This is a genomic window from Gordonia sp. 852002-51296_SCH5728562-b (assembly GCF_001665475.1).
Classification (GTDB): domain Bacteria; phylum Actinomycetota; class Actinomycetes; order Mycobacteriales; family Mycobacteriaceae; genus Gordonia; species Gordonia sputi.
Genome location: NZ_LZMI01000126.1, coordinates 40535 through 65106, shown reverse-complemented (window position 1 = coordinate 65106; position 24572 = coordinate 40535). Strand labels below are relative to the sequence as shown.

Genomic DNA, 24572 nt, shown 5'->3' with positions numbered 1-24572 from the left:
CAACCCTTCTGTCATAAGGAATTCTCATGGCCAACCCCGTAGCCGCCCTGTGGAAGGGTGCCGACACCTACCCCGACCGCATCGCGGTACGCAGCGGCGACCGCATCCTGCGTTACGGCGACCTGCGTGCTCGAATCACCCGCAGCGCAGCGCGTTTCGCGGCCTTGGGAGTCTCTCCCGGTGACCGCGTACTGCTTGTTGCGCCGTCGATTCCCGAGTTCGTCATCGCCTACTACGGACTCCATACGATCGGCGCAACCATCATCACGGTCAACACGATGTCGACCACCCACGAGATCGACTACGTGGTCGACGATTCCGGGACCTCGTTGATCGTCGCATGGCACGAGTCGGCAGCGGCGGCCGATCTGGTCGCGACGAACCGTGGCCTTCCGTTCGTCGAACTGAAGCCGTTCGAGGATGATCCGGCCGCAGACGCGCCGTCGGTCGATTCGTACGTCGAGCGCGACGAGCACGACACCGCGGTCATCCTGTACACCTCCGGAACCACCGGAAAGCCCAAGGGCGCCCAGTTGAGCATCGCCAACGTCAACGCTGCGCCGATCGCGTTCCGCCCGGCACTGCGGCTCGGCGACGAAGAGCGTTGGGCCACAGCACTTCCCCTGTTCCACTGCTTCGGCCAGGTCGTCGTGATGCACAACTCACTCACCTGGGGCGGCAGCCTGTCGCTGCTGTCACCCTTCGCGCCCGTGGAGTTCATGAACCGCATCCGCGACGAGCATGTCACCATCGCCTGTGGCGTGCCGACGATGTGGAATGCGATGTTGCAGAACGCGTCCGGATACTCGTCAGACGATTTCGTCGACCTGCGACTGGCATGCTCGGGCGGAGCGTCGATGCCGGGTGAGGTCATTCGTGCGTTCGCCGACAAGTTCGGCTGCGCGATCCTCGAAGGCTACGGCCTCACCGAGACCGCGGGCACCGCGACCTTCCGCGACCTCAACGGCGAACCGAAGGTCGGAACAGTCGGACCGGCGTTGCCGGGCTTCACCATCGAGATCCGCGATCCCGACGGCACACCACTCGCCGCCGACGAGGTCGGTGAGATCTTCCTCAAAGGACCGACGGTGATGACGGGCTATTGGAACCGCCCCGAGGCCACCGCATCCGAGCTCGTCGACGGGTGGCTGCGCACGGGCGACATCGGCGCGATGGACGCCGACGGTGACCTCCGGATCATCGACCGCGCAAAGGATCTCATCATCCGCGGCGGCTACAACGTCTACCCGAGAGAAGTCGAAGAGGTGCTCTACACCCACCCCGACATCGTCGAGGTCGCCGTCATCGGAGTGCCCGACGCCCACTATGGCGAGGAGATCGCCGCGGTCATCGCGTTGCGGCCGGACGCCGTGCTCGACACCGATTCGCTACGCGGCTGGGCGAAAGAACGACTCAGCGCCTACAAGGTTCCGCGGATCGTCCACGTCGTCGACGCGCTGCCGAAGGGCGCGACCGGAAAGATCCTCAAGCGCGCGATCGACCGTGACTCGCTGCGCGAACTCAGCTCGACGGGTACTGGTATACGGCAGCCTCGATGAGGTTGCGGTCGGGAACCTCATCCGAGGCTGCGGACCCGTGCGAGAGTGCCGTCCGGGTGATCAGGCGCGCGACGCCGAACCCGGACGGCGAAGGCCGATCGCGTTGACCCACAGGCGGGTGGCGGTGTCGACCATCGCGTCGACGTCATGCGGCTCGCCACCGACGATGAACGCCTGGTAGGCCATCCGCGACACCATGCCCGACAACGCCGCGGCCGCTGCCGTCGCATCGAGTTCTGGATCGGCGATGCCTCGTTCCTGCAATTCCTGGATGTGGCGCGCATTGCGTTCGACGAACACGTGGCTGCGCTGGCGCCGCTTCTCACGGAACTCCGCCATCGTCGACGACACCTGCTCGAGCACGAGACGCAGGCCGGCGTTACGCCGATACGCCTCGAAATAGGCCCGGTTGGCTGCGGCGAGGATCTCGGTGGGATCGTCGTCAGAACCCGGCTCCACGTGCGGGAAGCCCGGATGCAGCATGTCCTGATGCGCCTCGGCCAACACGGCGTCGAGGATCTCTTCCTTGCTGTCGAAGTAGGTGTAGAACGACCCGATCGAGCACTGGGCCTCAGTGGTGATGTCGGTGAGCCGTGAGTCGGCGAATCCGTCGCGCTCGAAGACCGTGCGCGCCGCAGACACCAGAGCCGCCCGCGTTCTCTCTCCGCGAGCGGTCAGGGGTTTGCGAACCGCGCTCGGGGCAGCCGAAACCGACGGCACCTCGAGCGCGGTGTCATGCGCGGCGGTGTCGTCGGTTTCGGTACTCATCTGGGTCTCCTCGGCAATCTCGGGCCTCACGTCGCTGCCGGCCGGGCAGTTCGATCGATCAACGGTATCCGGTCACGCCAATCCTGCCTCGTCGGCCATCGCGCTCGCCTTGTCCACGAAGCGGTTGACCAACTCTGCGGTAGGGGCTCCGACGACGGCGCGGTTGGTCGGGTCGTCCTGAATTCGACGCACGACTCCCTCGATGATGATGGCGACCTTCCACAACCCCAGCGTCCGCCAGTACTTGAGCGCTTCCGGGTCCCGCCCGGTGATCCGGAGGTAGTCGGCTGCCACGTCGGCCGGGGTCGGGAAACCCTCCATGGTCTCTGCGCTGAATCGTCCGGGGATCTCCTCCCCCACCTCGGGCCAGTACGCCAGGGTGCTGCCGATGTCGGCGAGCGGATCGCCGAGCGTCGACAGCTCCCAGTCGAGAGCAGCCTGCACGTCGCCGGTCGTCGGGTCGACCATCACGTTGCGGATGTGGAAGTCGCCGTGCACCAGCGACGTCTCGTGCTGCTCCGGGACGTTCTCGGCGAGCCTGCGGGTCAGCGAATCCACCTCGGGGATCTCTCGGGTCTTCGAGTTCTCCCACTGCGCGGCCCACCGCTTGAGTTGGCGTTGCGCGTACGGCTTGTGGCTGGCGAGATCGGTGAGACCGGTCGCATCGAGATCGACGGCGTGGATGTGCGCGAGCGTCTCCATCATCGACGTCCCGACGTTGCGGCGTGCGGGCAGGGGAAGAAGCTCCGCATTCTCCTTCTTCTCCAACGAGATGCCGTCGACGAAGTCCATGACGACGAGCGGCACCGGAGCCACCGCTTCGTCGGTGCACACGCCGTACACCTCGGGTACGGGCACATCCGTCGGTGCGAGCGCCGACAGAATGCGCGCCTCGCGCGCCACATCGTGAGCCGACGCGAGCAGGTGCCCGACGGGAGGTCGGCGCAGGACATAGCGCCGACCCGATCCGTCGGAGAGCAGATACGTCAGGTTCGACTGTCCGCCACCGATTCTCGTCGCCGTGACCTGGCCGTCGAGGCCGATACCGTTGTCCGACAACCACGTGAGCAAAGCATCGGTGTCGACGTCGGGGATGGCGAGATCAGTCACCGATGCACTCACCACCGCGCGGCCAGAGCCTGATCCGAAACGCCTGCAACGGTTTCCGGAACCGGTCCGGTGCGGTACGGGCGCAGTTCGCGACGCGCGATCGAGCGCTTGTGCACCTCGTCGGGACCGTCGGCGAGTCGCAGTGTCCGAATGTGTGCGTAGGCCATGGCGAGGGGGAAGTCGTCGGTCACGCCCGCGCCGCCGTACACCTGGATCGCACGGTCGATGATCTTGAGCGCGACGTTGGGCGCGGCGACCTTGATCGCCGCGATCTCGGTGGCGGCGGCCTTGTTTCCGACGGTGTCCATCATGTCGGCGGCCTTCAGGGTGAGCAGACGCACCATCTCGATGTCGATGCGCGACTCCGCGATCCAGTCCTGGATGTTCGCGCGATCGGCGAGCGGCTCACCATAGGTCACTCGGGACGCGGCACGCGCACACATCAATTCCAGTGCGCGCTCGGCCATTCCGATGGTCCGCATGCAGTGGTGGATGCGGCCGGGTCCCAGGCGAGCCTGTGCGATGGCGAAGCCTTCGCCCTCGCCCTTGAGTACGTCGGCCGCGGGCACGCGGACGTTGTCGAAGACAAGTTCTCCGTGGCTCTCGCGATCGACATATCCGAAGACGGGAAGGTTGCGCACGATGGTGACGCCCGGCGCGTCGGTGGGTACGACCATCATCGACTGCTGCTTGTGCGTCGGCGCGGTCGGATCGGTCTTGCCCATCACGATGAGCACCTTGCAGTCGGGGCGAACCGCGTTGGACGCGAACCACTTACGCCCGTTGAGCACGTACTCGTCGCCGTCGCGGACCATCGAGAGCTCGATATTGGTGGCGTCCGAACTCGCGACTGCGGGCTCCGTCATGGCGAAGGCCGACGAGATCTCACCATTGAGCAGCGGCTTGAGGTAGCGCTCCTTGTGCTCGTCGGTGCCGAAGAGCGTGAGCACCTCCATGTTGCCCGTGTCAGGAGCGTTGCAGTTGAACACCTCCGACGACCAGACGACGCGACCCATGATCTCGGCGAGCGGCGCGTACTCGAGGTTGCTCAGGCCCGGTCCCCACTCCTTGTGCGGGTGGAAGAGGTTCCACAGTCCCTCTGCCCGTGCCTTCTCCTTGAGCTGATCGAGGATCTGCGGGTTGGCGTGCGGATTGTCGAGCTCGCGCATCTGCTGCTCGTACACGGCCTCGTTGGGGTAGATGTACTGGTCCATGAAGTCGAGCAGGCGCTGGCGGTATTCCGCTGCGCGCGGCGATATCTCGTACAGACTCATGAAATTCTCCTTGTGGTGTAAGGCTTTCGGAAGAACAGGTGTGTCACGCGTTGGTGAGCTGATCGCGGAGCGTGTTCTGGTACCGACGCATCCCGCGCAACCAGCGGTCGTAGTCGGCACCCTTGTTGCGGTACATGTCGAGTACTTCGGGGTGCGGCAGGATCAGGAAATGGTCGTCGGCGATCGCTGCGAGTACCACCTCGGCCACCTCGGAGGGCGTGAGCACCCGGCCTGCGGTCTCGACGGCGGCCTGCATCAGCATTTCGTCACTGTTGTCCGGCGACGTCGGCGGACGGAGCAGCGCGGTGTCGACGCCCATCGGGCACAGACAGCTCACCTTGACGCCGTCATCGCCGTAGGTGACGTTGAGCCATTCGGAGAAGGCGACGGCGGCGTGTTTCGTGGTGGAGTAGATGGCCGACCCGAGCTGGGTCAGCAGGCCTGCCGCCGACGCCGTCGAGATGAAGTAGCCGTTGCCGCGTTCGACCCATTCGGGAACGAGGCGACGCGCCGCACGAACATGTGCGAGCAGGTTGACGTTGAGCGCCACGTCCCAGTCGGCATCCGACGCCGACAGTCCCGGCCGACCTCCGATGCCCGCGTTCGCGACGTAGATGTCCACAGCACCGAACCGGCTCTCCGCGAGCGCGATGGTCGCATCGATGTGCGTCGACGAGCCCGCATCCCCGGCCAGCGTCGCCACGTTCTCGCCACTCGGATCAATCTCGGCCGCTGCGCGCTTGAGCGCGTCGTCGTCGAGGTCGGTGGCAACGACCCGAGCCCCACCCGCGATGAGCGCACGCGTGATGGCGGCACCGATACCGCCAGCCGCGCCTGTGACGATCGCAACATTTCCGTCGATGTTCATAGACGAAACCGTACTTGAACCCAATTTCAGGTTCAAGTACGGTGTGGATCTTTTTTCGATTCGGTCGAGGTTCCCCCAGACCCGGTCAGCCCAGCATCTTCACCATCGAACTCGAGTCCTCGCCGCTGCGACGCAGGATCACCGCGGAGATCGCGAGTACTGCCAGCGTGAGCGCCAACATCAGCGTCGACATCGCCGCGACCTCCGGGCGCAGCGCGACACGCACGTTGGAGAACACGTAGACCGGCCACGGCGTGTACCCCGGTTGCTGCACGAAGGTCGAGATCACCACGTCGTCGAGGCTGAAGGTGAACGCCAGCAGCATGCCCGCGATGATGCCCGGCATGGCCGCCGGCAGGATCACGTGGCGCAGTCGCTCGAGTGGCGGTGCATAGAGATCGGCGGCAGCCTCCTCGAGCGCGGGATCGAGCGACGCGACTCGCGCCCGGACGATGAACGTCACCACGACCATCGACACCACCGCATGCGAGATCACGAGTCGGAAGAGACCGTTGTTGAACGGGCTCAGGCCACCGTCGACGCCGAGCGTGACGTACCACGGCAGGAAGGCGACGGCGTCGGCGATATCGGGGGTGACGAGCGTGACGGTGAGCAACCCCAAGAGGCCGATCGACCACCATCGCGGCCGACGCGAGATGCCGATTCCGATACCGGCGAACCCACCGAGCACCGTTGCCAGCAGTGCGGAGAGCACGCCGACCTCCAGCGACACCTGCACCGAACGCACGATGGTGTCGTTGGTGACGGCGTCGGAGTACGCGGTGAAGCCGAACGATTCGAACTGTTGCAGCAGACGGCCGGTGTTGAACGAATAGACCACGATCACCGCGATCGGAAGGAACAGGAACAGATAGACGATCACCGCCCACGCCTTGATCGCGAAGGTGTACCAATCTCGCTGGGTCCGCATGGGTTTCATCGTCAACGGCGCCAACGGGCCCGGCTTCTCCCCTGCCGTATCCACCTCGGGCACGTTGAATACGCGCCTGTCGAGCAGTGTGACGACGGCTCGCACCACCACGCCCGCGATCACCACACAGATGAGCACGACGAGCATCAGCGACACCGTCATCGCCGAACCCAATGCCCAGTTCTGCGCGGTCTCGAACTGCGCGGCGATCATCTGGCCCGCCATGGTGCCCTTCGCCCCACCGAGCACCGACGGCGTCACGTAGTCGCCCATCAGCGGGATGAACACCAGGAGCACGCCCGACGCGATACCGGGTGCCGCGAGTGGCAATGTGATCCGGAAGAACGTCGTCCATCGGTTGGCGCCCAGGTCACGGCTGGCCTCCCGGAGCGAGAGTCCGGCCCGGTCCATCGCGACGTAGAGCGGGAAGATCATCAGCGGCAGGTAGTTGTAGACGACGCCGATCTGGACGGCGGCACGCGTGTAGAGGATGCCGAGTTCGCCGAATCCCGCGCTCTGCATCGCGCTCGACAACCAACCCGACGGCGCGAGGGTGATCTGCCAGCCGATCGTTCGGACGAGGAAGTTGGTGAAGAAAGGCACGATGATCAACGCGAGATACAACGGTCGACGTCGCGGATTGCTCTTCACCGCAAGCCAATACGCGAAGGGAATGCCGATCAGCAGGGTGAGCACAACTCCGACGATCGCGATCTGCAGCGTGTTGGTGAAGGTCGAGCGATAGTCCGCGCCGAACGCCTCGCCGTAGTTGTCGAGGGACAGCCGGTCGGTCGCGTACGTGGTGAACTGGTCAGGCTTGTAACCGAAGCTGTACCAGACGACGAGCGCGAGTGGGATGACGAAGAAGAAGACCAGATACGCCCATGCGGGAAAGGTCAGCCCTCCGGCGCCGAAGAGTCGTTGCCGCAGTGGCGGTTTGGGAGTATCCGAAGCGGGTTCGGGTTGGTGGTTTCCGGTCTGTGAAGGCGTCAGGATGTCGGTGGTCATCGGGCACTCCTCGCCTGCATCTGATTGAGGATCTCGGTGCGTTCCTGGGTGGCGGAGTCGACGGTCGCGACGACCAGCCGGTCGACGATCTCGTCCGAGGGGAACAGCAGTTCCGGGTAGGGCAGATCTGCTGCCTTACCCTTCTCGGCCATGCCCTTCACACCCGTCTGATATCCGATGTACTGGAGTTCGCGGAACGACACCTCGGGGTCGAGCATGTGGTTGATGAACGCGTACGCGGCCCCCGGATGTTGGGTGCCCCGCACGATCGCGAAGTTGTCCGTGAAGAGATTCGCCGTCGGCAGCGGATAGACGAATCCCCACCTATCGGGGTCACTTTCGTTCATCAGCGTCAGCCGGGCGTCGCCGTTCCATGCCTGCAGCAGGCTGTACGAACCGCCGGACACGATGGACGTGATCGACGAGTTGTAGCCCTGGATGGTCGGGGCGAGTTGGTTGACCAAGATGTTGCGCGCGGCCGACAGGCTTTTGGCATCGGTGGTGTTGGGGTCGATGTTCATCGCGCCCATCGCGATCGAGACGACCTCCCACGGGTCTTCGACCACGCTCACCTTGCCTTTGGCAGGCCCCCGCGCGAGACTGATGAAGTCGGCCCACGACGTCGGCGTCTTGTCGGTCAGCGACTTCAGATACATGAAACCCGTTGTGCCCCAGTTCTTACAGGCGGCGTGGCGAGACTGTGGATTCCACGGCGGATTGAAGAACCGCTCTTCGAGATTCGCGAGATTGGGGATGCGCGAATGGTCGAGTTCGTCGAGGAGTCCGTGCGCAACCATCTGCGGGATGTAGACCCCGGTCGGCACGATGACGTCGTAACCCGAGGTTCCGCGTGCCGCAGCGAGTTTCGCGATCATCTCTTCGTTGGAGCCGAAGGCGTCGACCTGCAGGCGCACCCCGAACTTGTCGCGGTAGGCGTCGAGATCGGCGGGGTCCTCGTAGTCGCCCCAACTGTAGTAGTTCAGCTGACCCTCGACGTCGTCCGAGAGAGGTTTCGACGGTGCGATGGTCTTGTCGCCACCGCACGCCGTCACCGCGAGACCCGCGACCGTGACGCCGATTCCGGCCAAAAAGCTGCGTCGGGTGATGCGCGAGACCGCTGCCCTGGGAACGAGCGCGCGCACCGTCGTCGACTCGGTGTCCATGTCGTGCTGAGTTCTCATTTGGTGAACACCCGCGTATCCGCCTGCGAGAACGTGCATGTGACGCGCTGGCCCTCAGAAAGATCGGGGAAGTTGCGGGTTGCGCCACGCACCAGCACCTCGGTATCCGCGTCGGTGGTGACGACGACCTGGGTGGAGTCGCCGAGGAACGAGACGCCTGCCGCAGTCCCGGAGACGACGTTGTCCGCGGCGTCGATATCGGCCTGTCCCTCGGCGAACCAGATCGCCTCCGGACGGATCGCGACGACGAGATCGCCACTGAGACCGTCGAGATCGTCTGCGACGGCGAAGGGTCCGTCGGTGGTGGGCAGTCGCCCGTCTTTCAGCGCGCCGGTGACGTCGAAGAACGTCTGCTTGCCGACGAAATCGGCGACGAAGCGGTTGACCGGCTTGGCATAGATGTCCTTGCCGTCACCGACCTGCGCGACGCGCCCCTCGCTCATGACGACGATGCGGTCGCTCATCGACAACGCCTCCTCCTGGTCGTGCGTCACGAACACGAAGGTGGTGCCCAGATCCTTTTGCAGCAGTTTGAGTTCGATCTGCATCTCCTCGCGAAGCTTGCGGTCGAGTGCACTCATCGGCTCGTCGAGCAGCAGGACGTCGGGCCGGTTGGCGAGCGCTCGTGCGAGCGCGACGCGCTGCTGCTGCCCACCCGACAGCATGGCGGGCTTACGGTCGGCGAACCGCGTCATCTGCACCAGTTCGAGGGCTTCTGCGACGCGCTGGCCGATCTCCTTCTTCGCGACTTTGCGTTGCCGCAGACCGAATCCGACGTTTTGCGCGACGGACATGTGCGGGAACAGCGCGTAGGACTGGAACACCGTATTCACGGGTCGACGCTCCGGCGGAACGTTGACGATCGACGCGCCGTCGAGCGTGATCTCGCCCTTCGTCGGACGCTCGAAGCCCGCGAGCATGCGCAGCAGCGTCGTCTTGCCGCAGCCGGAAGGCCCGAGGAGTGAGACGAATTCGCCTGCGGCGACGTCGAGATCGATGTCGGTCACCGCGACGTGGCCGTTGTCGTAGATCTTGGTCACGCCGTGCATCGAGATGGCGCCGCTTTGCGCGGCACTCACCTCCGTCTGCTTCGTGGCTTCGACTGCGGTCATGGGTTGGTCCTCTCATAAACGATCTCACCGTCGGCGACGGTCAGGTCGGCTCTGGTGCGCCAAAGCGAATCTTGTTGCCCTGCAAAGGGATTACGGTCAGCGATGACCAGGTCTGCGCGTGTTCCCGGTCGAATCGTCCCGACCTGGCCCCGCCTGTTCAGGTGCGCCGACCCGCTGGTGTACGCGGCGAGAGCCGTGGTCAGGTCGAGCGCCTCTGCGGGGAGAAGCGGTTCGACGTCCTCTCCGGGTGGGATGCGGTTGACCGCAACCGAGATCGCGGCCCAGGGATCGGGGGTGCTCACCGCCCAGTCACTGCCCATCGCGAGTGATGCACCCGACCGTGCGAGCGACCCGAACGGGTAGTGCCACTGATAACGCTCGTCGCCGATCGCGGCCCGCACCAACGTCACCATCGAGTCGTCGTTGCACGCCCAGAGCGCCTGCATGTTGACGGTCACGCCGAGTTGAACAAAGCGGCCCAGGTCTTCAGGGCGAACCAACTGCAGATGGGCGATGTGGTGTCGGCCGGCTGTGAGGCCATTCGCGACCCGCGCGGACTCGACAGCATCGAGCGCCGCGGTGACGGCGGCGTCGCCGATCGCGTGGAAGTGGATGTCGAGCCCAGCGGCATCGCACGCGATGACCGCTTCGGTCAGCACCTTCTGGTCGAAGTAGGTCAGCCCGGTGTCGGCGGGCGCGCACGCGCAGTCGTGACAGTAGGGCTCCGACATCGCGGCGGTGCGGTTCTCCACGACACCGTCGACCATGATCTTCACCGAGTGCATGCTCCAGCGTCGACCGGCGGTGCTCGCCCGACGTGTGGCGAAGCCCGTGACGACGTCGTCGATGGCCCAGCGGTCGAGGTCTCTCGGCAGCCACGACGCACCGACGACGTCCGCGGTGAGGTCACCCGACTCCTCTGCGGCGGTGTACACCGAGTCGAGGTCGGCCATGCCGGGGTACTCGCCGACGATGGCCTCCTGCCACCCTGTGATGCCGAGCGAGTGGAGGTACTCCTGGGCGGTGAGCAGGCCCGCGTACTGCTCGTCGACGTCGGGCTGCGGCACGAGCCGGGAGACGAGGTCCATCGCGCCCTCGTGCAACGTCCCGGTGGGTGATCCGTCCGCTGCTCGCTCGATGCGCCCGTCCGACGGGTCCGGCGTCGTGGCGTCGATTCCTGCGAGTTCGAGGGCTCGCGTGTTGACCCAGGCGTCGTGGTGATCGCGATTGAGCAGGAACGCAGGTCGGTCGGCGACGACGGCGTCGAGGGCGGTCGCGGTGGGGCAGCCACGATTGAAGTGACTCATCGTCCAGCCCGAGCCGACAATCCACTCCCGGTCGGTGGCGCGTGCGTACGCGGCGATCGCGTCGAGGGTCTGCGAGGCGTCCTCGGCGTCGGTGAGGTCGCACGCGTTGCGATCCACGCCCGCTGACAGCGCATGGATGTGAGCATCGGTGAATCCCGGGTGCAGGAGCCGTCCATTCAGGTCGACGCGCTCGGCCCACGGGATCTGAGCCACGACACGCTCGACGGCGCCAACCGCGACCACTCGCCCCGAGCGAACGCCGACCGCCATGCCGTCGTGAAGTCGATGCCCGTCGAAGACCGGACCCGAATGGAAAACGGTGTCCGGAAGCGGTACTGCCACGAGCGTTGCGATCCTTCCGTGCCGGCAGCCGGGGCCGACGGCCTCACGACCGACGACTGCGACAAGCTCCCCCAAGCGGTGGATCGACTACCGAAATTCGATGTACTTGCGGAGAATCGTCACTGATTCCGCAGGTTTTCACCATCTGAACGGATGCTTCTTAATCTGCTCGCAACATTTGGTGGCTTACGGTCTGTGGCATGCGCAATGGAGATGTCTCGTTCTGGTATTCGACAATCGATCCCGTCCGGCGTCGTTCGCCCCTTGGCGGAGACCTCGACGTCGACATCGCCATCGTGGGCGGCGGACTCACCGGCCTCTGGTCGGCGTACTACCTGCGCGAGGCGCTTCCGGACGCCCGCATCGCGGTGCTCGAGAAGGAGTTCTGCGGCTTCGGCGCCTCGGGTCGCAACGGGGGCTGGTTGTCGGCGGAGGTTCCGGGCAACCGGTCGCACTACGCCGACATCGCCGCGTCGCGCGGTCGCGACGGCCTCGAGGCGAATCGTCGACTCACCGCCACCATGCGCGCGGGCGTCGACGAGGTACTCGCCCGCGTCGCCGCCGAACACATCGACTGCGACGCCGTGAAGTCGGGCGTGCTGCACATCGCGCGGTGCCCGGCGCAGGAATCGCGACTGCGCGACGAACTCGATGCCGAACATCACCTCGATGCGACCGACTGGGAGTACCTCGACGCCGCCGCCCTCGCGGAGCGACTCTCGATCCGTGGTGCACAGGCTGCGATGTTCTCACCACAGTGCGCACGCGTGAATCCGATGAAGCTCACGCGCGGCGTTGCCGACGCCGTCGAGCGTCGAGGTGTGACGATTCACGAGGACACCGCCGCCATCGAGATCCGTCCGCGATCGGTCCGCACCAACCGCGGGACCGTTCGTGCCGAGACCATCCTGGTCTGCCTCGAAGGCTTCACCGCGACCATGCCCGGTCGACGCCGCACACTGCTCCCCCTCAACTCGTCGATGATCGTGACCGAGGTGCTACCCGACGCGATGTGGGACGAGATCGGTTGGGGTGGAGCCGAATTGCTCGGCGAGACGGCACATGCCTACACCTATTCGCAACGCACCGCCGACGGTCGGATCGCGCTCGGCGGACGCGGCGTCCCCTACCGGTACGGCTCCGGGATCGACCACGACGGCGAAACCCAGGAGCGCACCGCGCAGTCACTGGTCGACGCCCTGCACGAGCTCTTCCCCGCGACGGTCGACGTCGAGATCGCACACGCGTGGTGCGGCGTGCTCGGGGTGAGCCGCGACTGGTCGGCGTCGATCGACTTCGACCCGACGACGGGTATCGGCTCGGCGTCCGGCTACGTGGGGTCGGGACTCACGACGACGAATGTCGCCGCCCGCACGCTGCGCGACCTGGTCGTCGGGCAGCGGACAGAACTCACCGACCTGCCGTGGGTCGCGCACCACGCGAAGAAGTGGGAGCCCGAACCCCTGCGCTGGCTGGGGGTCGCGTCGATGTACGGCGCCTACCGCGCCGCGGACCGCCGAGAGCTGGCCTCGACGTCGTCGAAGTCGAATGTCATTGCCCGCGTGGCGGATCGGATCTCCGGGCGGGCGTAGGTGGTCTCGCCTTTCCCGCTGGTCGAGCCCTCCCCGCTGGTCGAACTCCAACCGCTGGTCGAGCTTCCCCGCTGGTCGAGCTTGTCGAGACCACCCCGCCGCTGGTCGAGCCCTCACCGCTGGTCGAGCTTGTCGAGACCACCTCGCACCGCTCGAATCCCGGGCGCGCGCAAGTGGTCTCGACACGCCGCTCGTCCCTCGCGGCTGCTCGACCAGCGGATGATGCGCGCAGCTCAATCCGGAACTGAGCTCATCGAGCCTTTCCCGCAGGCCGAGCCCTCACCGCTGGTCGAGCCCTCACCGCTGGTCGAGCTTGTCGAGACCACCCCACACCGCTCGAATCCCGGCCGCGCGCAAGTGGTCTCGACACGCCGCTCGTCCCTCGCGGCTGCTCGACCAGCGGATTCCCCGCTGGTCGAGCCTGTCGAGACCACCCCGCGGTCAGTACGTCGCGCCCGGGGCGAACTCCTCGAGCATGTCGGTGACGAGCGCGGCGATCGGCGAGCGCTCGCTGCGCGTCAGGGTCACGTGCGCGAACAGCGGGTGCCCCTTGAGCTTCTCGATGACCGCCGCGACGCCGTCGTGGCGTCCGACGCGGAGGTTGTCGCGCTGCGCGACGTCGTGGGTGAGCACCACCCGCGAGCCTGTGCCGAGTCGGGACAGCACCGTCAGCAGTACGTTGCGCTCCAAGGACTGCGCCTCGTCGACGATCACGAACGAGTCGTGCAGTGACCGACCGCGAATGTGCGTGAGCGGCAACACTTCCAGCATTCCGCGGCTCAGCACCTCTTCGATAACCTCGGGCGACGCGAGGCCTTCGAGCGTGTCGAACACCGCCTGCGCCCACGGCCCCATCTTCTCGGCCTCGCCGCCGGGCAGGTAACCGAGCTGCTGGCCGCCGACCGCGTACAGCGGACGGAAGACGACGACCTTGCGCTGCGTCCGACGTTCGAGCACGGCTTCGAGGCCGGCGCACAGCGCGAGCGCCGACTTTCCGGTGCCCGCCTTGCCGCCGAGGGACACGATGCCGACGCTGTCGTCGAGGAGCAGGTCGAGTGCGACCCGCTGCTCAGCCGAACGCCCGTGCAGCCCGAATGCCTCACGGTCGCCCCGGACCAGCTGGACCTGCTTGGCCTCGTTGACCCGGCCCAGGGCACTCGACGAGCCGTGGCCCAACAACCGAACTCCCGTGTGGCAGGGCAGTTCTCGTGCAGCGTCGAGATCAACGACCCCGTCGGAGAACAGCGTGTCGATGACGGGCTGGTCGACGTTGAGCTCCGCCATGCCCGACCATCCGGAGACGACGACGTCCTGTGCGTGGTACTCGTCGGCGTCGAGTCCGACGGCACCCGCCTTGACGCGCAGCGGCGTGTCCTTGGACACCAGCGTGACGTCTTTGCCCTCGGCGCGCAGGTTGAGTGCGCACGCGAGGATGCGGGAGTCGTTGCTGTCGGTGCGGAATCCGGCGGGCAACACCGCGGGATCGGTGTGGTTGAGCTCGACCTGCAGGGTGCCGCCCTCGTCGCCGATCGGCAGCGGGACGTCGAGTCGGCCGTGCTCGAGCCGCAGGTCGTCGAGCAATCTCAATGCCTCACGTGCAAACCATCCAAGCTCGTGGTGGTGACGTTTGCCCTCGAGTTCGCTGATGACAACCAACGGCAAGATGACGTGGTGTTCAGCGAATCGTGTGACTGCCCAGGGATCTGAGAGCAGCACGGAGGTGTCGAGGACGTAGGTGCGTGTGGTCACGTGGGCTCCTACGTTTGTGCGGCACCCGCACAAACCAGTTCTTCGATGACCGGCTGGTTCTTGTCCTTTTACCCGGCGTCAGCCGAGATGGACGAGGACCGGGGCCGGCCCCCTCGTGCTGCTGGTGCAACCCACGATGTGAACCTCCCGGACGAACCGCTTCCCCGCGGCCCGTCACTGGTCAACGTACGCGGATGACGACGTTCCGGCGCGTCGTAAACGGGTGTGTCTACGTGAAATATGCGTAAACGGACGTATCGTCGAACCACGACGCGCAGAAGCGATGCCGCGGGGACGATACGTCCGTCAGCAGGGAAAATGTGTCGGTCAGCGACCGGCGCGAGCGAGAATCCTGGCCTTGGCCGCGGCTGCCTCGTCGTTCAGCCCGTCGACACTTTCGAGCTTCAACTGATCGACGATCGACGCCGCGATTGCATCGATCGTGGCCTCGCCCTGGTAGTCGGCGATCAGTGCGCGCTGCTCGTCGAAGTCGACGACGTCGAATCCGATCGGTTCGTCGAGTCCGCGTGCGAGCGCCTTGTCGAGCGCGATCACGGCCGTGTCCTGGTCGGCGACGAGTCCCGCGCCGAGCAGGTTGACGAAGGTGCGCGACGACACCTCGTCGTCGCCCGCCACCTTGTGCAGGATCTGCGCGAGGATGTCGTCGGCGACCGACGCCTGCATCTTCTCGATGAACTTCACGCTCTGCGCCTCGTGCACGGCCATGAGTGCCAGCACGTCGAGCGGCTTGAGTTCGTCGACCTGCGCCTCGTTCTGCCGGTAACCGGCGGTGACGTGGACTCGACGACGCTCCTCGGCGTCGACCGGATCAATCGCGCGGCGGACAACGAGGTAGTCGCGCAGGACCACGGCGTGGCGGTTGTCCTCGGCGGTCCACACGCCGACGAGCTGACGCCAGTCGGAGAAGGCCGGGAAGTACTTGGCCAGGATGCGGTGATACGACGGCAGGTTGTCCTTGGTCAGGAGCAACGCGAGCAGCGCGGCCGCTGTCTCGTCGGACAGCGTCTGCTGCGAGGGGTCCCAGTCGTCGCCGCCCATGAAGGCGAAGTTCCGGCCGTCGTCCCACGGCACGTACTCGTGCGGATTCCACACGGCAGACGCGAGCTGGTGATCCTCGGCCACCTCGGGGAGGGCCTTCTCCAGCGCGATGATCAGTTCGTCTTCGCTCAGTACGTTCACCGCGCCAAGGATACGGATGCGTAGGCGGCGATTTCAAACCGCCCCGACATCTCGAAGCTGGCCAGATGTCCAGGTCAGACCCGGCTCATCAGCCCCCACTCCTCGAGCCCGTCGTACAGCGGGAAGTCGAGTGCCAGGCGAGAGACCCGGCCACGCAGCGCAGACACGTCGGCGTCAGGCCCTGCCGCGAGCGCGGTGGCGATGATGTCGGCGACCTCGCTGAACTGCTCGTCACCGAAGCCGCGGGTCGCGAGTGCGGGCGTACCGATCCGCAGACCGGAGGTGACCATCGGCGGACGCGGATCGAACGGCACCGCGTTGCGATTGACCGTGATTCCGACCTCGTGGAGGAGGTCTTCTGCCTGCTGACCGTCGAGCGTGCTGTTACGCAGGTCGACGAGGACCAGGTGCACGTCGGTGCCGCCGGTGAGGACCGAGACGCCCGACTTCTCGACGTCGGAGCCGGTCAACCGCTCGGCGAGGATCTTGGCGCCCGAGAGCGTACGACGCTGCCGATCGGCGAACTCTTCGGTGCCCGCGATCTTGAGTGCGACGGCCTTGCCGGCGATGGCGTGCATGAGGGGTCCGCCCTGCTGCCCCGGGAACACCGCCGAGTTGAGCTTCTTGGCCCACTCCTGCTTGGCCAGGATGATGCCCGAGCGCGGGCCGCCGAGAGTCTTGTGCACCGTCGACGAGACGACATCCGACGCAGGCACCGGGTTGGGATGCAGGCCGGCGGCGACGAGTCCGGCGAAATGCGCCATGTCGGTCCACAGGTAGGCGCCGACCTCGTCGGCGATCGAACGGAAGGCGTCGAAGTCCAGGGTGCGCGGGTATGCCGACCAGCCGGCAACGATCACCTTGGGCTGCACGTCGAGGGCGATCTTGCGCACCTCGTCCATGTCGATGCAGAAGTCTTCTTTGCTGACGCCGTAGAAGTGGTTCTCGTAGAGCTTGCCCGAGAAGTTCAGACGCATGCCGTGGGTGAGGTGACCGCCGTGCGCGAGGTCGAGGCCCAGGAGCCGCTCCCCCGGGTTCATCAGTGCCATGAGGACCGCGGCGTTGGCCTGCGCGCCCGAATGCGGCTGAACGTTGGCGAAGTCGGCCCCGAAGAGTTCCTTCGCGCGGTTGCGTGCGATGTCCTCGACGACGTCGACGTACTCGCAGCCACCGTAGTAGCGGCGACCCGGATATCCCTCGGCGTACTTGTTGGTCAGGACGCTGCCCTGTGCCTGCAGCACGGCCCGCGGAACGAAGTTCTCCGAGGCGATCATCTCGAGTGTGTCGCGCTGGCGGCTCAGTTCGCCGTTCATCGCGGCCGCCACGTCGGGATCGACCTCTGCCAGGGACATCGAGTTCAGGCTCGCGGTGTTCGCGGAGATGGGATTCTCGCTCATGGCGCCCAGTCTATTGGCCCAGTTCGGCACGCAGCAGAGCTGGGGTCAGGGGTTCGTCGAGAAGGCGTCCGAATCGCGCGAGCCGCGCGTCCTGCGGCACCTGCTCGAGCCACTCACCCAGGAGCCGATAGCCCTCGACGTAGGTCGAGATGTACGCGCGCCACAACGGCGACGTCAGGAACCGCAGCATCTGTCGCGCCCGCTCCGACGGCGCGAGCAGCCACCGCTGCAGAAAGCCCGCGACGACGTCGACGTCGAGGTGCTGATCGTGCAGCATCAGCGCGGCGTCTTGGCGCACGGTCAGCAGTCCCGACGACGCCCCGCCGACCCGCTGTGCGCGCTCGCCGTCGAATCGCAGTCCGAGGTCGGCGTAGATCTCCTGCGCCCAGAGTCCCCAGTTGTCGCCGACGGCCGCGTGCAACGCGTGGTCGGCAAGCCCCTCGGCCATCAGGCACTGCGGCGTGTTGACCAGGAAGATGGTCTGCTCGGTCTGTCCACCGCCGACGAGGATCTGCTCCTTTCTGCAGTGCTCGGTGTGGTGACCGGGATACGCCTCGTGTGCGATGAGGTGCGGCAACGACGACATGTACTGCGTGAGGTCGGCATTGATCGCCACCCGCGACCGATAGTTGCCGAGGTAGTAGTTGAAGCCCGACCACGGCTTGTCGGTCACCACCTCGAATTCGACGATCTCGTTGTCCGCCAACGGGAAAACGTCGCGGACCCGTTCACGCAGCGCACCACCGAAGGCGCGGACGCATTCGTCGACGCGCTCGGGCGGGATCTCGTCGGCGCGACGGTAGGCAGCGTAGGCGTCAGCGAGCACCGGCCCGCTCGCATCGGGTGTGCCGAGCGCAGAAGCCAACTCGCCGTGCGCTTTTCGATAATCGTCGGTGTCGGCGGGCGCGATGTCGACGTCGAAGTAGGCGCGCACCTCGTCGACGAATCCGATGGGCTCGCCCGCGAATTTGCGTGCAGAACATTCCAGTGCGCGCAGATGCGCGTCGACGAACGCCGCCCGATCGGGGGCCAGACCCGCAGGGAGTTCGGATCGCAGACCGCGGGCCCGGTCGGCCAGCACGGCGGGGTCGGGGGCCGGACCTCCCGCGACCTCTGCGCGCAGTGCGGGGTCGCCGGTGTAGGCGTCGACGAAGCCCTCTTCGAGACGGTCGAAGGCGAGGCCGAGCCGTAAATAGTCGGTGACCAGATCCGTATCGGGGGTTGCCGAACCGCTGTACGCCGTTGCCATGGTGGAAGGCTACCGACAGCGGCGTCGACGCGTCCTTCTAAGCTGTAGGCCATGACGACGAGGTGCGACCCGCGATCGCCGATGGGACGAGCCCTCTGATGGCGCGCGACACCACCGGCCGCGATCCCAGTCTTTATCTGGAACTCGATCGCAAGCAATGGCGTAACCTGCGTGAATCCATGCCGATGGTGCTCAATGAGAACGAGCTCGACCAGCTCGTCGGTATGGGCGAGAACGTCGACCTCCAAGAAGTCGCCGAGGTGTATCTCCCGCTGTCGCGACTCATCCACCTGCAGGTCGCCGCGAGGCAGCGCTTGTTTGCAGCGACGTCGACCTTCCTCGGCGACCGGCAGACCACCAAGCAGGTTCCGTTCGTCATCGGGATCGCGGGCAGCGTCGCCGTCGGAAAGTCGACGACCGCCCGCATCATGGCAGCGCTCCTGGCCCGCTGGGAGTCGCACCCGAAGGTCGACCTCGTCACCACCGACGGTTTCCTGCTTCCCACGCGTGAGCTCGAACGTCGAGGCATCATGCACCGCAAGGGATTTCCCGAATCCTACGATCGCAGAGGCCTGCTCCGCTTCGTCACCGAGGTCAAGTCGGGGGCGCGCGAGGTGACAGCGCCGGTCTATTCGCACCTCACCTACGACATCGTTCCCGACGTCATGCACTACGTGCACCAGCCCGACATCCTGATCCTCGAAGGCCTCAACGTGCTGCAAACAGGTCCGACGCTGATGGTGTCGGACCTGTTTGATTTCTCCATCTACGTCGACGCGAAGACCACCGACATCGAGAACTGGTACATCTCGCGGTTCCTGCAGATGCGGTCGACGTCGTTCGCCGACCCCAACTCGCACTTCCACCACTACTCGTCACTGACCGACGACCAGGCGCGTGCCGCTGCCCGCGACATCTGGACGTCGATCAACCTGCCGAACCTTCGGGAGAACATCCTCCCCACCCGCCCGCGCGCAACCCTGGTGCTGCGCAAGGATTCTGACCACTCCATCAACCGGGTCCGGCTGCGCAAGTTGTGAGTTCGCGCGGCTGCGCGAAGATGTAGGCCGCGCGAAGCTGTAGGCCGCGCGAGGATGTGTGTCGAATCGAAGGATGTGGGTGCTGCAGCACCCACATCCTCACGTTCGACACACATTCAGCGTCGGGTCAGCGGCGCTACTTCCGCTCGTCGAGCTCGTACGGGTACTTCGACGCGATGGCGACGCGGTTCCAGGCGTTGATCATCACGATCGACGCGACGACCTGGCCGAGCTCCACCTCGTCGAACACCGCCCGTGCACGCTCGAACGCGTCGTCGGGAACTCCCTCTTCGCCGATTCGGGTCACGTATTCGGTCAGCTCGAGGGCTGATCGCTGCCGCTCGTCGAAATGGTTGACGGCCTCGTGCCAGACCGGGATCAGACCGATGACCATCGGGTCGATTCCCATCGCGAGCGCATCGGCGACGTGCATGCGCAGGCAGTAGGCACACCCGTTGAGCTGTGATGCGCGGATCTTGATGAGCTCGATCAGCTCGGGCTCGAGACCCTCCGACGACGCAAGCTGCAATGCGATGAGCGCTTTGTACACGTTCGGATTCTGCTCGAGCATCCAGAGCCTGCGCGTGGTGGCGGCTTCTTGTGCTGTGGTGGTCATCGGTTGGCCCTTTCTGTAGTGGGTGGACTTGCTTCGAGCCACTCGTCGAATGTGGTCGAGGTCTTGTCGAATGCTCCGCGCGGCATGAGTCCGCCGTCGCGAAATGCTCTCCCGCCGAACGGGACTGCCACAACCCTCGGGGTGATCCGTCGCGCCGAGCAACCGCGCGCGCCAGATCGACGAGATCGTGCTGCCCGGGTCCGGCGATCTGCCGGTCCGATAGGTCGTCGGATAGAGCAGCGTCTGCGATCAGTCCTGCGGCGTCGACGGCGGCCAGTGGGCGGCACACCATGCGCGGAGCCATAGCGATCGGACCGAGTCGTGCGCGGGTCAGCATCTGATCGGCCAGTTCGTACCACTGTGCCGATCGGATGATCTGCAAGTGTCCGGCGTCGACGTTGTCAGCGTAGGTCTTCTCCTGCGCAGCTTTCCCTTGGTAATAGCCGAATTTCGCGTTCACCGCCGGGTCTGCGGCATTGACGATCGACACGCACACGACTCGTCGCACACCCGCCGCCGCGGCGGCTTCGGCGATGGTGCGCGCAACCGTCGAGAAGAAGTCGACGGCTGTCGAACCGCGCGTCGTCATCACGTTGGTGCAGTCGATCACCGTGTCGGCACCCGCGCACGCCTCCCGCATGCCGGTGCCCGCATACGCGTCGACTCCCGACGACCGTTGCGCGCGAACCACTTTCTCGCCTCGCCGTTCGAGGTCGTCGGCGAGTCGCGCACCGATCTCACCGCTCGCTCCGAACACCACCGTCGTCATCGGTTCTACTTCCTCTCGGATCGTCTGCCTTCTCTGAACGCAACACCGTCAACGCTAGTGGCAGATTGATCCAGAAATGAGGTTCAATCGAGACGTATTCTTGTGCGTCAATTCAGGAGGCGTGATGACAGGTGATCGATGGTCTGCGCTCGCCGAGCGACTCGGGACCGACCTCTATCTCGATCTGCAGCCCGATCCCGACGCGCCCACCCGAGGCCGTAGCGCGCAACTGCGCTCGCGGCTCGCCGACGAATTGCGCAGCGCCATCGCGGACGGTCGCCTCACACCCGGCATGCGCCTGCCTCCCTACCGATCGCTCGCGGCCGACCTCGGCCTCGCTCGCGGGACCGTCTCCTCGGTGTATTCCGAACTGATCGCAGAAGGTTGGCTGACCGCGCGGCAGGGCGCGGGCACCACGGTCGCAGCGGGTTTCGGGTCGCCGGGTTCCGCAGGCGAATCGTTCACGACCGTCGTGTCCGCACCACGCGTCGCACATGACTTCTCCCTCGGCCAGCCCAACACGTCGCAGTTCCCGCGTACAGCATGGATCAGGTCGATGCGGCGGGCGATCTCGACAGCCGACGACTCCGCGTTCGGTCCGACGCCGCCCAACGGCAGTGAACGCCTACGCGTCGCGCTCGCCGGCTACCTCGCCCGCGCACGTGGCGTTCGTGCTCATCCCGACCAGATCGTGTTGACCACGTCGGTTCTGTCGGCGTTGAATCTTCTGGCACGCACTCTCTTTCGTGAATCCGTCGCGGCGGAGGCGTACGGCCTACCCTTCTTTCGAGACCCGTTCACCCGGCGCGGTGCACTCGTGTCACCGATTCCGGTCGACCACGACGGCGCAGACGTGACAGCGCTGGCCGGCCTTGCCGTCACACCCCAGGCCGTCCTGCTCACCCCAAGCCACCAGTCCCCGATCCGGGTGCCACTTGCTCCACAGCGCCGAGCGGCGGCCATCGAATGGGCAAGGGCGACAGACGCATTCCTGATCGAGGACGACTACGACGGCGAACTGCGCTACGACCGCGAGCCCGTAGGCGCGATGCAGGCGCTCGCTCCCGATCACATCATCTACACGGGATCGGTCAGCAAGAGTCTGTCCCCATCGATACGCATCGGTTGGCTGGTCCTGCCACCGGCGTTGGTCTCAACTGTGATGTGGGCCAAGGGAATGCGCGAAACTGATGCGAGCATCGTCGATCAGCTCGCATTGGCCGACATGATCGAAACCGGCTCGTATGACAAGCACATTCGAAGCAGTCGGCAGTTCTATCGACACCGCAGGCAGGCGCTGATCGAGCGACTGCACGCGCACAAGATCCCAACCATGGGTATTTCCGCCGGCCTGCACGCGGTGTTACCCGTTCCCGTCGACGTCGAGGCGTCTGTGCTCGCGGCAACCTACGAGCGGGGTTTCTCGCTCGGAGGGCTCGACGCCCTACGGCATCCGGACGCCCCGCGCCTTCGCGACGCCCATGGTGAGCCGACCGGAGGAATCCTCGTCGGCTTCGGCACGCCGCCGGTCTCGACATTCGACGCCGACGTGACCGCGCTCATCGAACTACTCGACGATCACTTACCGAATCGCCGACTGCGCGCGGAGTAGTCGCGCAGCGCACGCAGGAAATCGACCCGACGGAACTCGGGCCAATAGGCGTCGGTGAACCAGATCTCCGAGTACGCGCTCTGCCACAGCAGGAATCCGGACAGCCGCTGCTCCCCCGACGTCCTGATGACCAGATCGGGGTCGGGCTGTCCCTTGGTGTACAGGTTGCGGTCGATCGCCTCGACGGTGACCGCGTCGACGAGTTCGTCGACGGTCGCGCCCGCCTCGGCCTTCTCCACGAGGACCGCGCGCACAGCGTCGGCGATCTCCTGTCGGCCCCCGTACCCGACCGCCACGTTGACGTTCATGCCCGATCTGTCGAGGGTGCGTTCAGCGGCGTTGCGCAGACGCTGGGCCGCAGCCTCGGGGAGCTGATCGAGGGTTCCGACGATGCGCACCCGCCAGTGCCCGTCGGGGGTGGCGATCTCGTCGACGATGTCGGGCACTATCTCCATCAGCGCGTCGAGTTCGTCGGAGGCGCGCTGCAGATTCTCGGTGGACAGCAGATAGATGGTGACCGTCTCGATGCCCAGCTCGGCGCACCACTCGAGCATCTCGGCGATGCGCTGTGCGCCCACCCGATGTCCGTGACTGACATCTTCGAAGCCCGCCTCGCGAGCCCATCGTCGATTGCCGTCGCAGATGATCGCCACGTGCTGAGGCAATCGGTTCTCGTCCGTCAACTGGATCAGCCGCCGCTCGTACACGGAGAGCATCGGCCGACGCAGACGATCGGGTAGGAGTTTCATCGCGAACCAGATTAGACCTCACCTCTAAGGGCACACTGAATCAGGCCACGACATCCTCGGCGAGTTCTTCGGCCTCCTCCTCGGTGAGCTGGTCGCGCTCGTGTCGCCCGGCAGCGGCAGGACTCGCTTCTACCGCGCCTTCTACTGCACCCTGAACGACGTTTCGACGGTCCCGCAGCGCAACGATGCCGACGAGCGCCGCGCCGACGACGAGCCAGCCGATGATCTTCGCGATATCGCCTGCGCTGGACACCTGCGGGAAGTAGGCAAGGTTGCGCGACGCCTCGTTCAGGCCTGCGCCGATCCAGAAGTCGTGCAGGACGGCGAAGAACTTCGGTTGCAGCGCAGGCGCGAACACGCCGCCGCTGGTCGTGAAGTTCAACCCGACGAAGATAGTGACCATCGCCAGCGTCGTGAATCGACCGATAAACGGGTGCAGCCCGATCGCGAATAGCATGGTCGCCAGGGCGTAGAGGATCGACAGCCCGAAGATCTGCCACTGTGCACCCGGCAGGGCGTCGAACACCCACACGGCAATCGCCGTGGTCACCGCGGCAGAGATCACCGAGCAGACCGCCGCGAACCCCAGACGCACGCGAATCCTGCGTCCACCTGCGGCGACGGCGATCGCGATTCCGCATCCGTACGAGCCGACGGTGAGTGCAACCAGGAAGAAGAAGATGCTCTGTCCGGACGGATCGCGCTGCGGATCAGCCTGCACGACGTCGACGATCTTCAGCGGTTGGTCCTTGGCGATCGTGACGCCGTTGAAGATCCGTTCGACCGTCACCGCTGTGGGATCCGACGCTGCTGTCGAGACGTAGAGGACAGGCGTGTCGGCTTTCGGCTCGAAGGCCGCCGCGATCTCCCGGTGCTCGATGGCCGCGCGCGCCTCATCGGCGGTGGCAACGGTCCGGATCGAGACGTGGTCGCCGAGTTGTTGCTGAAGAGTCTGTGCGGCCACCTGGGTCGATGTACCGGCACCGACCACATCGATGCGCAGATCGTGCGGATCGGGCTTGTGGAATCCGCCGAGATAGGCGAGCGCCATCACGGCACCGATGACGAGCGGAACGGCGACATGCGACGCGATGGTCTTGATCGACAACGCATGGGTGGGAGCAGCGGACATCGATTAC

19 protein-coding genes and 1 pseudogene are annotated in these 24572 nt (G+C 65.6%); 4 read left to right on the top strand and 16 right to left on the bottom strand.

Features of this window, described 5'->3' with window-relative positions; all coding sequences use genetic code 11:
- Positions 1-26: 26 nt before the first annotated feature.
- Positions 27-1559, top strand: coding sequence for an AMP-binding protein (locus A5766_RS20925; protein ID WP_005207936.1), 1533 nt, complete (start codon positions 27-29; stop codon positions 1557-1559).
- 60 nt (positions 1560-1619) lie between these two features.
- Here the strand turns inward: A5766_RS20925 and A5766_RS20920 are convergent, their stop codons facing one another.
- The 8 genes from A5766_RS20920 to A5766_RS20885 form a co-directional block, all read right to left on the bottom strand.
- Positions 1620-2327: a TetR/AcrR family transcriptional regulator gene (locus A5766_RS20920; protein ID WP_064862240.1), complete on the bottom strand. Its 708-nt coding sequence runs from the start codon at positions 2325-2327 to the stop codon at positions 1620-1622.
- 72 nt (positions 2328-2399) lie between these two features.
- Positions 2400-3437, bottom strand: coding sequence for a phosphotransferase family protein (locus tag A5766_RS20915; protein WP_005202007.1), 1038 nt, complete (start codon positions 3435-3437; stop codon positions 2400-2402).
- Between the two features lie 8 nt (positions 3438-3445).
- Positions 3446-4711 (bottom strand): acyl-CoA dehydrogenase family protein, encoded by a 1266-nt coding sequence (locus A5766_RS20910; RefSeq protein ID WP_064906230.1) that lies wholly within the window; start codon positions 4709-4711, stop codon positions 3446-3448.
- A gap of 43 nt (positions 4712-4754) precedes the next feature.
- A complete protein-coding gene (locus A5766_RS20905) occupies positions 4755-5579 on the bottom strand; it encodes an SDR family oxidoreductase (protein ID WP_005202014.1) in 825 nt (274 codons plus the stop codon).
- Between the two features lie 85 nt (positions 5580-5664).
- Positions 5665-7518 (bottom strand): ABC transporter permease subunit, encoded by a 1854-nt coding sequence (locus tag A5766_RS20900; protein ID WP_005202015.1) that lies wholly within the window; start codon positions 7516-7518, stop codon positions 5665-5667.
- Entirely contained in the window at positions 7515-8699 is a 1185-nt protein-coding gene (locus A5766_RS20895) for a polyamine ABC transporter substrate-binding protein (protein WP_005202016.1), read from the bottom strand. Before A5766_RS20895 ends, A5766_RS20900 begins: the two co-directional genes overlap by 4 nt.
- Entirely contained in the window at positions 8696-9811 is a 1116-nt protein-coding gene (locus A5766_RS20890; RefSeq protein WP_064906228.1) for an ABC transporter ATP-binding protein, read from the bottom strand. The genes A5766_RS20895 and A5766_RS20890 overlap by 4 nt, the downstream gene beginning before the upstream one ends.
- The gene (locus A5766_RS20885; RefSeq protein WP_039854268.1) at positions 9808-11460 is read right to left on the bottom strand and encodes an amidohydrolase; all 1653 of its coding nucleotides are present in this window, start codon (positions 11458-11460) and stop codon (positions 9808-9810) included. The genes A5766_RS20890 and A5766_RS20885 overlap by 4 nt, the downstream gene beginning before the upstream one ends.
- A 200-nt stretch (positions 11461-11660) precedes the next feature.
- Between A5766_RS20885 and A5766_RS20880 the strand changes: the two genes are divergently transcribed.
- A complete protein-coding gene (locus tag A5766_RS20880) occupies positions 11661-13052 on the top strand; it encodes an NAD(P)/FAD-dependent oxidoreductase (protein WP_005202020.1) in 1392 nt (463 codons plus the stop codon).
- Positions 13053-13493: 441 nt separating this feature from the next.
- Here A5766_RS20880 and A5766_RS20875 read toward each other — a convergent pair whose 3' ends face one another.
- From A5766_RS20875 to A5766_RS20860, 4 genes are all read right to left on the bottom strand, one after another.
- Positions 13494-14801: a PhoH family protein gene (locus tag A5766_RS20875; RefSeq protein WP_064865462.1), complete on the bottom strand. Its 1308-nt coding sequence runs from the start codon at positions 14799-14801 to the stop codon at positions 13494-13496.
- Positions 14802-15128: 327 nt separating this feature from the next.
- A complete protein-coding gene (locus tag A5766_RS20870; RefSeq protein ID WP_064865459.1) occupies positions 15129-16001 on the bottom strand; it encodes an acyl-ACP desaturase in 873 nt (290 codons plus the stop codon).
- Positions 16002-16075: 74 nt separating this feature from the next.
- Complete coding sequence (gene glyA, locus A5766_RS20865) at positions 16076-17353, bottom strand: serine hydroxymethyltransferase (RefSeq protein WP_064865641.1); 1278 nt, start codon at positions 17351-17353, stop codon at positions 16076-16078.
- A 55-nt stretch (positions 17354-17408) separates the two neighbouring features.
- Positions 17409-18647 carry a hypothetical protein gene (locus A5766_RS20860; RefSeq protein ID WP_064865457.1) on the bottom strand — a complete coding sequence of 413 codons (1239 nt, stop codon included), beginning with the start codon at positions 18645-18647 and terminating at the stop codon, positions 17409-17411.
- A gap of 98 nt (positions 18648-18745) precedes the next feature.
- On the opposite strand from A5766_RS20860, the gene coaA reads away from it, so the two are divergent.
- Complete coding sequence (gene coaA, locus A5766_RS20855) at positions 18746-19687, top strand: type I pantothenate kinase (protein WP_064865640.1); 942 nt, start codon at positions 18746-18748, stop codon at positions 19685-19687.
- Positions 19688-19823: 136 nt separating this feature from the next.
- Here coaA and A5766_RS20850 read toward each other — a convergent pair whose 3' ends face one another.
- Positions 19824-20303: a carboxymuconolactone decarboxylase family protein gene (locus tag A5766_RS20850; RefSeq protein ID WP_064906226.1), complete on the bottom strand. Its 480-nt coding sequence runs from the start codon at positions 20301-20303 to the stop codon at positions 19824-19826.
- Positions 20300-21072, bottom strand: a pseudogene (locus A5766_RS25575) (NAD(P)H-binding protein). Before A5766_RS25575 ends, A5766_RS20850 begins: the two are co-directional and overlap by 4 nt.
- 124 nt (positions 21073-21196) lie before the next feature.
- Here A5766_RS25575 and pdxR point away from each other — a divergent pair.
- Positions 21197-22684 (top strand): MocR-like pyridoxine biosynthesis transcription factor PdxR, encoded by a 1488-nt coding sequence (pdxR, locus tag A5766_RS20840; RefSeq protein ID WP_064906222.1) that lies wholly within the window; start codon positions 21197-21199, stop codon positions 22682-22684.
- Here pdxR and A5766_RS20835 read toward each other — a convergent pair.
- The gene (locus A5766_RS20835) at positions 22651-23433 is read right to left on the bottom strand and encodes an isoprenyl transferase (protein ID WP_064865447.1); all 783 of its coding nucleotides are present in this window, start codon (positions 23431-23433) and stop codon (positions 22651-22653) included. The genes pdxR and A5766_RS20835 overlap by 34 nt on opposite strands.
- 40 nt (positions 23434-23473) lie before the next feature.
- On the bottom strand, positions 23474-24565 hold the full coding sequence (locus A5766_RS20830) for a hypothetical protein (RefSeq protein ID WP_064865445.1): 1092 nt from the start codon (positions 24563-24565) through the stop codon (positions 23474-23476).
- Positions 24566-24572: the final 7 nt, after the last annotated feature.